This is a genomic window from Alphaproteobacteria bacterium (assembly GCA_016722515.1).
Taxonomy (GTDB): Bacteria; Pseudomonadota; Alphaproteobacteria; order Rickettsiales; family JADKJE01; genus JADKJE01.
Window position 1 is genome coordinate 1 of record JADKJE010000028.1, and the last position, 10342, is coordinate 10342.

Genomic DNA, 10342 nt, shown 5'->3' on the forward strand with positions numbered 1-10342 from the left:
CTTAAGACATTAAGATTGCCGGTAGTTGGTAGACTAAAATCAATGATAGCTGCATTGCCTGAATCAACAGTGCCAGATCCGCCGACACTAAAGTTAAGTGCGCGTGCTTGTCCTGTATGCGTGCTGTTAAGCAAAAGGTATTCACGGTTTAAATCAATGTCACCAGTGGTGGGATCATTATAGGTAACGCCAAGGTGATAAACATCCCCAGTAGAAGCCGGCGCCAGTGTCGCTGATATGCGTTGATCAGTTGGATCTACAGACCAGTTTCCGAGGCTAGCTGGCAAACCTGATGCGTCCCAGTAAGTAAGTGTGTTGGGCGTATTAGTTAGCGCGTCTTGCTTAGAGTCAAACGTAGACCAATCAGCAGCACTCAATAGACCGCGATTGGTAGCGCTTGCCGTTGGAATACTAAAAGTGTGAGTTGAGCCTGTGCTTGATATTGAAAAGTCAGTGCCTGCTGTGTCTGTAGCAAAGCTTTGTGTTGTGGCAGTTAAAGTATTTAGAGTGGTGATACCGCCCGTTACTGTCGACCATGATGCATCTGTCCCATCGCTTACTAATGACTTCCCACTGTTTCCTGTTTGAGACGGGAGAAGCGCATTGAGCGCAGCATTGGCACTTGTCTGACCAGTCCCACCACTTGTAATTGGGATTACACCTAGCGATAGTACGCCCGTAGATGAGTTATACGAGAGCGGAGAGTTAGCACTAACCGCTCCTCTTGCCCTTGCTAGTGTGAAATATAAATTAGTAGCACCCTCGGCTATATCATCTGTGGTGAGAACAACCGTCCCTATCTGTCCGTTAACCGACGATACTGATCCACCGCCTGGTGCAAAGTACTGACCGTGAGCAGTTGCGCAAAATAGCATTAGTAATAAAGGGATGAAAATCATAGTTCGGTTACCTTCATAGATCCTGTCGCTGTTATCCAAATGCAAGTTACCTCTCCTGTGTAAAGGCTAGGCATCTCTCTTAGTACTGAGCTTGGTGCCATTGCGTACGTGTGTAATGTTGGTGAAGCAACTGGACCAAACGCTAGGTAGGCTACCGAGCTTGATTCGTTGTAGACTACAAAACCTAAACGATCGGGGTTTGATAAGAGTAGTGTGACTGAAGAAATAGACGCTGCTTGTTGGGTTATAGTCGCAGTATCTGTTTTAGATGCACCACCAGATACGGGTAGTGGATTAGTATCTGATATCGGTTCTCCGTTAAGGAGTACTCCAGTCTTAAGATAGTAATCAGCCTTGCTGCCAGGTACAACTTCCTCGGCAGACTTCTTTAAAGCCTCAATCCCATGGTCATCAACAGCCATTATTTAGCCCTCATTTAAAATAATATATTGGGCAAATATCAGGTTGTTACTGGAGCTGGATTGTTGTTGAGTGAGTCAACAAGAGTACCAGCGGCTGGATCATCTGCATAAGTAACGATGATTGAACCATCTGCGAAATCAAAAAACTGGGTAGCGCCAGAAACGATCATACATGATCTCCTTGTTAAAGTTTGTCCAAATCCCTTGAGGGAATATCCTTGGACTGTTCACCTGGGACGAACCATAAAAACCACTGCTTCCCGTTCCATACGGGAGCACCGTAGACTTGAACGCGAGAACCCAGACGCGCTAGTGCTGCCACCAACATGTCTGGGTCCTTGCTTTTAAAATAACGAAGTCTAGTCGTGGTAACCAATGTTACTCTTGAGCGCTTTGGAAGAACTCAACGAAGAACACGATTTTACCAGCAGTCAATGCTGCTACAGCAATCGAGATACCGAATTGACCACGAGCTGCTGCGCTCACGTTCATAGGTACGCCGATAGCTGCTGCCGCTACGTTTCCAGCTGCATAAGCTGCGTTATCAAACGCAGTCAATGCAAGGTAACGAGCTGTAGCGTTTGCATCACCGATAGAAACAGTTGCTGAACCACCAGAGGTGAGAGCAGAAACTACTTTATAGTGAACAGACTTAACAACCGCACCACTTGGAAGTGGGGCAAAGCCTTGCTTAGCAGAAAGATCGATAGTGCTAACAGCACCGCCGTCTACTGCGAAGTCATAGACATATTCATTGACCTGAGGTCCATCATTTTTGAATGCCATCTTTTTTCTCTTTTCGTTTAACGTTAACGTTAGCTAATTTGTACAACGCGTTTATTGTCGAGCTGTTTCAAGCCGTACAATAAGTCGATATTGATACGCATAGCGCGCTTACCGTCAACTCCCAAGTCATACATGTTGATGCGCAAAGCGTCTTGCACTGCCATCGTCATGTAGCTCTTGTGAAAGAAAGAAGCCACGTTGCCAACCAAAGTTGTCGAGTGCGGCATAAAAGCCAACCAATCCAGCTGGTAATTGACCAGACTGAAGCGGTGCACCAGACATCAAGAAATCCGAACTCGTAAAGCCAACAATATTAAAAACATCGTTGGTCTGAGCTGAGCCCAATACCATGTGACGATCAGCAGCAGGAACGTTTGCAGTATCCAAAAGTTCTTTTGCGTTCAAGATGTCAGCCAATGCCAAGGTTGTACCCGAGGTATATGGAATCTGATGATCTGGAGCAGAAGCCGATGGAACGGTTGAAGCGATGATGGTTTTTTCCATCTTCTTCATGATTGCGTAAACAGCCATGTCGCGGAGTTTGTCCATTGCTTCGAGCGATTGAACTTGAGCCAAACGAGTGATGATGAAGTCTTTTACAACGCGTTTGTTGATGATCAATTGTTGACCAGAAACAGTTACAGCGTCTGCATCAGCGCGTGCATCTTCAGCAAGCTCAACACCGTCGTCGAATTCAGGGACTGAACTGATGTTTACAGTGTCACCCAAATCCTGGATCTCACCTTCATAGTCACGTGAGATGATGCTTGAGAATGGTAGTTCTGCTAAAAGCACGTCATAGAAACGTGCAGACCAAAGTTCAGGAGTAATTGCCGACAATTCATTGCCAGCTCTTAATACTTGATCAGCCATTTATCGAATCCTTTCGAGTTATGTACTTCATTGTTTTTGTTTCTGAAACTGAGCATAGAGAGCCTTGTACTTGGTAGAGTCACCAGTTTTCCTTGCCTCTTTTTCAGCATTCATTACGTCCTTCACTGTGATGTCAGCACCGCCCGCTTCAATGCGAACGCCGCCGGAATTAACACTAGGGTTCAATGGTCTGAACCAGTGTGGTTTTAACATCTTCAGTTTTTCAGCGAATTTGTCAGCGCCGAGAACGTTAATCTTTCCAGTCGATGTAGTTTCAATCTGAACACCGTTTAAATCTACAAGGTCAAGATCGCCTGTCGCTTCTGGTAGTATTCCTAGTTTAGCAGCAGCCTCTCTCACCGCGCTAGCCTTTTTATCTATAACCAGGGCTTCCTTGATACGCGTATTCTGAGAAGCTACATCGTCGCGCTCTTTCTGATACTTATTGGCAAGCGTTTCCCAATCCTTCTTCTCTCTAAGTTTTGCATCTTGCTCTAGGCGCAATTGTTCTTGAGCAGCTTTTGCTGTAGCTCTAAGTTCGTTCATCTCACGAAGTAGGTTTTCATGATCTGGTGCTTGAGGTGCTGGTGGTGTTACCGCTACTGGTTCTGTAATTGGTTGTACTGGTTGAGTATTGTCGCTCATATAAATCTCCTTATTTATTTGCGAAACGTTTTACTGCTTTAGAAATAATCTTTTTAACTTCATCCATGATTGAGACCACAAACTTTTCTCCAAGCTTCTCCCTTGGAAGGAATGTTCTACGTGGAACTTTATCTGAACCGTCTTGATGAACGATCGCATAGTCTGGTTGTGGGTCAAGGTATAACTCTACCTTTGATCCCTTCAACCGATACTTTAAAGCGTCCATCATAGCGCCCGTAAGTCTTAAGTTTACTGGCCTCTTTGCCTTGCGATCGCCTGGGTATTTCTTTGGATCTTTGTAAGCTACAAATCTACCAGTACCCCTTACAGGCGAAAGTCCTCGACCTACATATTCTTTAACCGAATCGACAAGCGTCTGGCCGATCTCGCGCTTATCACTATCTGTTAAGATATCGGCTCTAAGCGCTCTTAATTTAAACTTAACTATAATCTTAGCCATTAGAGATCATCCAATAGACCTAGTGACTCGAGAAGCTCGGTCAAAGCTTCATTGCGATAGATGGCAGCTCTAATCTCAGCGCGCGTCATATCAGGCATCTCATCACTTAAGACTTCATATAGGTCATCAGTCGAATCCACGCCTTCAAAGTCCGAGCGATCAAGATCAACAGAATCAGCGATAGCGTCTGCAATAATACGTTCCACACCCGATTGAATGCTCGATTTAAACTCTTCATCTATATTGGGTAAGAATTTTCGCTCAGGTAGGGTAGATTCACCAGATAAATTTGAATGACCATCGGCACGAGGTGCTGCGTCACCAAATACGCCAAGCAAGATCCCGTCTTCTGTCTTCTTAAACCCAAGCTCATCTAGCATAATGCCGGTCAACTTAAGGTCGGCTACACTTGAACCGCCCTCGGCTTGTTTGTGCTTCTTATACTCAGGTGAGAGCGTTTTCTTATAGGTGCCGCCTGCAATAGGTGACGTTCTACTTGATACGCTCTCTAAGATCTTCTCAACTAAGAACTCACCAACGTCTTGCTGGATCTGCTTTTTAGTATCTCTATCTAGAGTTAGATCACTAAAAAGGTCGATCTCTGATGCGGTCTCTTTTGACGTGGTAGTGACATCTACGACCTTAAAGGCCATTAAGCGTCCTGCTCCTCATCGGCTGGTTTCTTCTGAAAAGGCTTAGGCGCTTCACCACTAGCTGAAGGATCCTCTATAGGGTTGCCATTCTCATCAACAGCACCACCGTTTTGCTCTTGGAACTCTTGCATCTTAAGTTCTTTTTCGGCCTTAATCTCTTCAAGCTTTTGGACGGCAGCCTCATCACTTAAATTTGGGTTATCAAGCTTGATTGCATCGAGATCAGTGATCAAACCCAACTCCTGCTTAATCTTAATGATCTCAAGTTTTTCTTTCTCACTTACAATCGTTTGAGACGGCTTAAACTCAACCGATGGGTCTAGGTCTAAAGGTAGCGAGACCTCTTGAAACTCGGGCGTAAGTAGATCAAGCGACTTATATAGGTTCTGCCACTTAGAAATAATAGACCAGAGCTTTGGTTCAGCTTCTACAAATTGCTGTTCTTGCTCTTTAGTATCTTCCATCGACTCTGACTTATCGAGCATCATAGCAATACCTGATGCAAAGCTTGATGCGTTGCCAGAGAGTGAGGCAGAGAATCCACTTGTGGATAAGTTGTTTGTCGAAAGTAAGAGCGCCACATAGGCTTCAACCACTTTCATCAAATCACCGATTGGCGGGTTAGCTGATAAGAAGCTTACGGATGGCGTTGGCTCACCCTCTTCTTGAATAAGCTGAATACAATGGTTAGGGCCTGTCTTAATTGCTTTAGGCAGGTTTTTACCAATCATAGTGAGCTGGCCGTAGCCTTGAGTGATTGAGATGTGATTGATGTGGGTCAGAACCGCGTTGATTCTAATTCCAGCCTCAATAATATCTTTCCCACCTGGTGCCCAATACGAGCCGTACTTCTCAGCACTCAAACCTACAAAGGGAGATACGCCGATAGGGTTAGTAACCTCGCCCTCGCTTATGATCATGCCCTTAGCGTCAGTCGTGAAGTGATACTTATTGGTCCACCAAATGTATTGATCAGGGTTTGAGTCAGTTGGACTATCTGAGATGATGTCATCAACGTTGTCACCACGAGGTGGGACGATTGAAAATAGAGTGCTTGAGAGTGACGTGCGCCCTTCAGTTGCAGGGTTTAGCGAGTACTGATTTTGTGAGTCAGGTCTAAAGTTAGATAAGATGTGGCACATTGCAACACTTGAATCGTTTGGATCTTCAATAACGTCGTAGAGAAACGGACACAAGGCTTCAACCACGAGCTTGTACTTGCCGGTCTCTTGTACAGGTACTGGTTTTACATAGAGGTCTACGTTCTTCTCTAGTTTTAAATAGCGGTTAGCTTCCTTCATGATCGCATCAAGCTTAAGAAGATAGGTCATCTCATCTAGAGCTTTTTGATCTTTCTTCTTCTCGGTCGTACGCTCAACACCATTGGCGTAAACACGGGCAAGCTTATCAACAATCTTGCGAGTAAAGGAGATGTTGGTCATCGCGTACTGCATCTCAAGGACGGTTTGATTGTCGAATTGATTGAGCAGGAGTTGAGCTACGTAGCGTGAGGTTTGATCTTTAAAGCACTCGTATGCTTTGAAAGCCTCATTCTTTCTACGCTTATTTTCGGTAGCTCTAATCTGACTGATCACTTTTGATCTAAACAAAGGATCTAGTACAGATTGTTCATTATACTTTGGACGATTTATCATAGGCTTCCTTACCTAAATTTAGTCGTACTTGACTGAGGTTTCTCACCACTTAAAGGATATTCTATATCAACTAAATAATCCACGCCGTCGGAATAGTGAGTAAGCTTTGGATTATCTTTAAGCTTCTCAAACGTGGCAGGGTCTTGCGATACAGCTTCAAAATCTTTTTTTATACCAGGAGCAGTAATAGGATTGACGCCAATGAGATCTTTATCAAGTAGATTATTAACAGCGAGCTGACGCTTTCTAAACCTTGGGGCTGAAAGTTTTACTCTAATGTTCTTCCAACCGTGATTCTTTAGAATAGTAATATCAGGCGGCCCTTGAGTAGACCTAGCCTTGCCCGCAGGATCTGGGTAGATATATGTCGAATCAGGATCAAGACCATTGGCATACATCGCATCACTCATCTTCTCAGTATCAGCACCGTCTTTAATCTCGATCTGCCCAAAGGCTATGAGTTTTGGAAAGGGCGATCCTATAATCTTAATTTGATGCCAAAGAGTTGCGCACATAGGGCTCACGTTAAAGTCCATAGTAACGAGCACTGGCATGCCTGGGATGCGCGTGATTGTCTTATCGTCATGTCGGCTAGGGTCGTATGAGTAGTAGAAGCGATGAGAGTTCATATTTATCCAGAGGCCCTTCAAGTAGGCATCGACCATTACTTGATCGTAGGACTCTAAAAGAGATTGAACATAGTCACTGGATAGATTGGCGGCATTGTCTGTTGTATTGCCGTAAATGATTCTAGAATTTGGCTTTGGATTCTCTACAAATCTCTCATACATGAAATTGCCAATACCCTCTGGCGTACCAACGGATGCAATCTGAGGGAACTTTGAGCCTGCTATACGCACACGACCAATGCACTCCTTATAGCGCTCTTCCGTTATGAGCGTTGCCTCGTTGATACCGAAGTATGCGAGATTGGGTCCGCGAAGTTTACGGTCGCCTGTAAAGAAGTAAATCTTACCAGGAGACCAAGGCAGCTGTATCCAGTGTTCAGTCTTGTGATGTTTATACGGAATTTGATTCTCATCTAGAATCATCTCCATCAAATCAATTACGTCACGCTTCAATTCACCGTAGCTAGGTCCAAGAATACCACCCCCGTGAGGAGCGTTGAGCTGCGACAACTTTAACATCTTCATACAGAGCGAGTAAGACTTCCCGCTATTGTGATGTGAGAGCCCGCTTGCGATATAGTTATTGGTCCCTTCAACATGCAAATCCCAGAACCAATCGTGCTTTACTTTCTCAATAGACAATATTACGGATTCGGCAGAGGAGTTAATATATGGCTGGTCCGCACAAAAAGAATCTTGAGTTGATTGAGTCGATAAAGAAGTTATGCGATGGCGAGCGCACATCTCGTCAGATTGGTGAGCAGCTGGGCTGTAGTAACAAGTATGTTCAAGATGTGATGCTACGTTTAAGTCTTCCCCGTCGGACTCGTGGTAGCGCCGTTGGTGAACTGAATGGACATTATAAACATGGTCGTAGAATTGACCGAGATGGTTACGTAATGGTTTCAGCACCGCCAGGTCACCCACATTCAAGGGCTTACGGCTATAAGAAGCTCGGGATAATCCTTGAGCATAGGCTAGTGATGGAGAAAGTTTTAGGCCGCTATCTAGAACCTCATGAAGTTGTTGACCATATTGACGGATGCACTCTGCACAATGATCCAAAAAACCTTCGAGTTTTCTCTTCAAACGCCGAACACTTGAGGGTGACGACGACTGGTATAAAGAAGAAGTACTCCGCAGAGGGTACAGCGAAGCTTCGGGATAGTAGGGTAAACGGTCACCAATTCGCAAATCCTGAACGAATTTGTAAGTATAACCACCACAAAAAACGCGGTGAAATGCGGTTGAAACGAATTCTCCATGCGTATGAACTACTCGGTAAAGATTCGCCTTACCTTTTGGGATCGGAGCTGTACCTCGAGAAAGTCCTAGCAATGAGTGATGCTGAGAAAGATAGACTTCGGGCGCTTTGATATCGGCTATAGCCACAGGGCCACGGACGGTCTCAATTAGAGTGTTCTCAGAAACACAACCAAATCCAGCACTTAGGTGTAAGTACTTGGAAGTTAAGTCATTATCAAAATCCACCTGAGAAGCATTGCGCTTGTACTTCAAACGGTATGTGCGAGTCGCCATATTGCTTAACAGTCTGACTCGAGCCCATAGTTTTGTCCATAATTGGGAGATTTATTCCCAAAATAGGAATAGACAAAGTAAGTATACGCGGCACGTTGTAATTGTATGGCTAACCTACATAAAAGGGTTATATGAAATCGAATTCGTTTATAAGCGTAGACATTACAGAAGAAGAAGTTCGTGCGACCGTGATGGCTATAGACTATTGGATCACCACTGCGCATCCGCTGTCTCGTGAGCGTAGAAGCATGCTGTTTAAGCTTAGGAACTATTTGAAGTCGTTATTGGAGTAGGAAAATGAAACAAGAAAAATACAAAGTTGTAACTATTTATATTGGCCAGTCATCAAGCGATTCTATGATTGAACGCATACTTAGTGAAAAAGCCGAGGAAGGCTATAAGATAGTGCACGTAGCGCAATGTGATTCACAGATAAGAGTGATTTTTGAGATGCAGCAACTCTATATACCTAAAAATGGAAGTACTAATGACTACTAATTTTAGTAGCTCTGCGACACCTACACTCAACGAAGTAGCAGGCGATGCATCTTACGGGATGAATTCGTGAGAGCATGATGGGCATATCACTTTCGTTTCTTCAGGTTCTTTCTCTTCTACTTCTGGTACGAACTCTGGTGCTTCTACTTTGAAGTTCTTTATGCCTAGAAGATCTAAATCAAACGGCCCGATCTCAGGAAGATCTTGGTTGATACCAGCAAGATCAAGCTTAGCTCTTGCTGCAAGTGCGTTATCTGCTACTCCGTGCTGGTACTCAATATCTGGCGACGCAAAGTCTTGGAACATAACTGGCACATGAGTCATGCCCAATCTTTTAGCTGCCTCAAGGCGTCCGTGGCCACATACCAAAAGACCCGACTGATTACTTACAACCAAGGGAGATCTAAACCCTGAATGTTCAATGATCTTGATTATGGCATCGATCTGATCTTCAGGATGATCATTACGATTTCGCTCGTTTGGCACAATAGAATTAATTTCTACTATCGTAATGGTTTCGGCTTTATTCATTTATTACATTCAACCTTTTGGGCAAATTATTGACAATAACATAATTATTCCAAGCAATCGCCGCCTCTACTTCTGAGTCGTAAATTCCAAGTCTTTTTGTTTTCTTTTCATACGTAATTCGGCAAGCCCATTTGTGTTCTTTAGTAGCGGTTGGATGTTTAGCAACACCAAAATACAGAGAACCGCCTCGTGGTTTAAGATTTTGTCGGTTATTGATATTAACAACTGCGGTTACCACTCTTAAGTTGCTTCTACGGTTATCAAGCCCGTTGCAGTTTATGTGATCTACTTGTAAATGCTTTGGTGGTTTTAACAACATCCTGTGAAATTTTTGAGTGCGCTTGGCTCCATCTACTTCTACACTTGCTATCAAATAATGAGTGTACTTTGCTTTTGCTGGATAAAAAGCATGAGAAGCAAACAGTAACAGGTCTTGTCGATCTATTAGAGCCACTTGGCCCGTAGGAAACATTATTTCTATAACATGCTGGGATATGTTTATTTTTGTTGGGATTGTTTTCATTGCTCAGCCGCTACCATGGCCATTCAAGAGTAGTCAAACTCAACCTCTGACCTACTCTCATCCAGCGGGTCTGATTCCATCTCATCATCTCTCCAACCAAACTGAGAAGCTGCAAAAAATTTAAGAAGCAATGTGTTCGCTTTATTCTGCCCTGTCATCGCACTCAAATAGTAACTCTCGAAGTTTACCTTCTGAGTTTGCCTTACTTGTCTTAATGCGTCGGAAAAGT

General features: G+C 44.0%; 13 protein-coding genes. 2 read left to right on the forward strand and 11 right to left on the reverse strand.

The genetic code is table 11. The features are described 5' to 3' along the window. From IPP74_15490 to IPP74_15530, 9 genes are all read right to left on the reverse strand, one after another. Window positions 1–899 (reverse strand): hypothetical protein (locus IPP74_15490; protein ID MBL0320677.1); only part of this gene is annotated, 899 nt, incomplete at its 3' end. After that, window positions 896–1321, reverse strand: coding sequence for a hypothetical protein (locus IPP74_15495; GenBank protein MBL0320678.1), 426 nt, complete (start codon window positions 1319–1321; stop codon window positions 896–898). The genes IPP74_15490 and IPP74_15495, both read right to left, overlap by 4 nt. Before the next feature lie 378 nt (window positions 1322–1699). Beyond that, window positions 1700–2107 carry a hypothetical protein gene (locus tag IPP74_15500; protein MBL0320679.1) on the reverse strand — a complete coding sequence of 136 codons (408 nt, stop codon included), beginning with the start codon at window positions 2105–2107 and terminating at the stop codon, window positions 1700–1702. A gap of 126 nt (window positions 2108–2233) precedes the next feature. Then, the gene (locus IPP74_15505; protein MBL0320680.1) at window positions 2234–2980 is read right to left on the reverse strand and encodes a hypothetical protein; all 747 of its coding nucleotides are present in this window, start codon (window positions 2978–2980) and stop codon (window positions 2234–2236) included. Between the two features lie 27 nt (window positions 2981–3007). After that, a complete protein-coding gene (locus IPP74_15510) occupies window positions 3008–3625 on the reverse strand; it encodes a hypothetical protein (GenBank protein MBL0320681.1) in 618 nt (205 codons plus the stop codon). A 10-nt stretch (window positions 3626–3635) separates the two neighbouring features. Continuing rightward, window positions 3636–4085 carry a hypothetical protein gene (locus IPP74_15515; GenBank protein ID MBL0320682.1) on the reverse strand — a complete coding sequence of 150 codons (450 nt, stop codon included), beginning with the start codon at window positions 4083–4085 and terminating at the stop codon, window positions 3636–3638. Then, window positions 4085–4738 carry a hypothetical protein gene (locus tag IPP74_15520; protein MBL0320683.1) on the reverse strand — a complete coding sequence of 218 codons (654 nt, stop codon included), beginning with the start codon at window positions 4736–4738 and terminating at the stop codon, window positions 4085–4087. The genes IPP74_15515 and IPP74_15520 overlap by 1 nt, the downstream gene beginning before the upstream one ends. Beyond that, complete coding sequence (locus tag IPP74_15525) at window positions 4738–6393, reverse strand: hypothetical protein (protein ID MBL0320684.1); 1656 nt, start codon at window positions 6391–6393, stop codon at window positions 4738–4740. Before IPP74_15525 ends, IPP74_15520 begins: the two co-directional genes overlap by 1 nt. 8 nt (window positions 6394–6401) lie before the next feature. Further along, entirely contained in the window at window positions 6402–7541 is a 1140-nt protein-coding gene (locus IPP74_15530) for a hypothetical protein (GenBank protein MBL0320685.1), read from the reverse strand. Between the two features lie 152 nt (window positions 7542–7693). Here IPP74_15530 and IPP74_15535 point away from each other — a divergent pair, with 152 nt between their 5' ends. After that, window positions 7694–8398: an HNH endonuclease gene (locus tag IPP74_15535; protein MBL0320686.1), complete on the forward strand. Its 705-nt coding sequence runs from the start codon at window positions 7694–7696 to the stop codon at window positions 8396–8398. Window positions 8399–8858: 460 nt separating this feature from the next. After that, window positions 8859–9059 carry a hypothetical protein gene (locus IPP74_15540; GenBank protein MBL0320687.1) on the forward strand — a complete coding sequence of 67 codons (201 nt, stop codon included), beginning with the start codon at window positions 8859–8861 and terminating at the stop codon, window positions 9057–9059. A gap of 51 nt (window positions 9060–9110) precedes the next feature. Here the strand turns inward: IPP74_15540 and IPP74_15545 are convergent, their stop codons facing one another. Continuing rightward, window positions 9111–9590, reverse strand: a complete 480-nt coding sequence (locus tag IPP74_15545; GenBank protein MBL0320688.1) for a ParB N-terminal domain-containing protein — start codon at window positions 9588–9590, stop codon at window positions 9111–9113. Next, a complete protein-coding gene (locus IPP74_15550) occupies window positions 9583–10062 on the reverse strand; it encodes an HNH endonuclease (protein ID MBL0320689.1) in 480 nt (159 codons plus the stop codon). The genes IPP74_15545 and IPP74_15550 overlap by 8 nt, the downstream gene beginning before the upstream one ends. Window positions 10063–10342 lie beyond the last annotated feature (280 nt).

Excerpts from the sequence above, each read along its gene's own strand:
- IPP74_15520 (MBL0320683.1), bottom strand. The coding sequence starts at position 4,738 with ATGGCCTTTAAGGTCGTAGATGTCACTACCACGTCAAAAGAGACCGCA.
- IPP74_15515 (MBL0320682.1), bottom strand. The coding sequence starts at position 4,085 with ATGGCTAAGATTATAGTTAAGTTTAAATTAAGAGCGCTTAGAGCCGAT.
- IPP74_15530 (MBL0320685.1), bottom strand. The coding sequence starts at position 7,541 with ATGTTAAAGTTGTCGCAGCTCAACGCTCCTCACGGGGGTGGTATTCTT.
- IPP74_15545 (MBL0320688.1), bottom strand. The coding sequence starts at position 9,590 with ATGAATAAAGCCGAAACCATTACGATAGTAGAAATTAATTCTATTGTG.
- IPP74_15535 (MBL0320686.1), top strand. The coding sequence starts at position 7,694 with ATGGCTGGTCCGCACAAAAAGAATCTTGAGTTGATTGAGTCGATAAAG.
- IPP74_15525 (MBL0320684.1), bottom strand. The coding sequence starts at position 6,393 with ATGATAAATCGTCCAAAGTATAATGAACAATCTGTACTAGATCCTTTG.
- IPP74_15495 (MBL0320678.1), bottom strand. The coding sequence starts at position 1,321 with ATGGCTGTTGATGACCATGGGATTGAGGCTTTAAAGAAGTCTGCCGAG.
- IPP74_15505 (MBL0320680.1), bottom strand. The coding sequence starts at position 2,980 with ATGGCTGATCAAGTATTAAGAGCTGGCAATGAATTGTCGGCAATTACT.
- IPP74_15550 (MBL0320689.1), bottom strand. The coding sequence starts at position 10,062 with ATGTTTCCTACGGGCCAAGTGGCTCTAATAGATCGACAAGACCTGTTA.
- IPP74_15540 (MBL0320687.1), top strand. The coding sequence starts at position 8,859 with ATGAAACAAGAAAAATACAAAGTTGTAACTATTTATATTGGCCAGTCA.
- IPP74_15500 (MBL0320679.1), bottom strand. The coding sequence starts at position 2,107 with ATGGCATTCAAAAATGATGGACCTCAGGTCAATGAATATGTCTATGAC.
- IPP74_15510 (MBL0320681.1), bottom strand. The coding sequence starts at position 3,625 with ATGAGCGACAATACTCAACCAGTACAACCAATTACAGAACCAGTAGCG.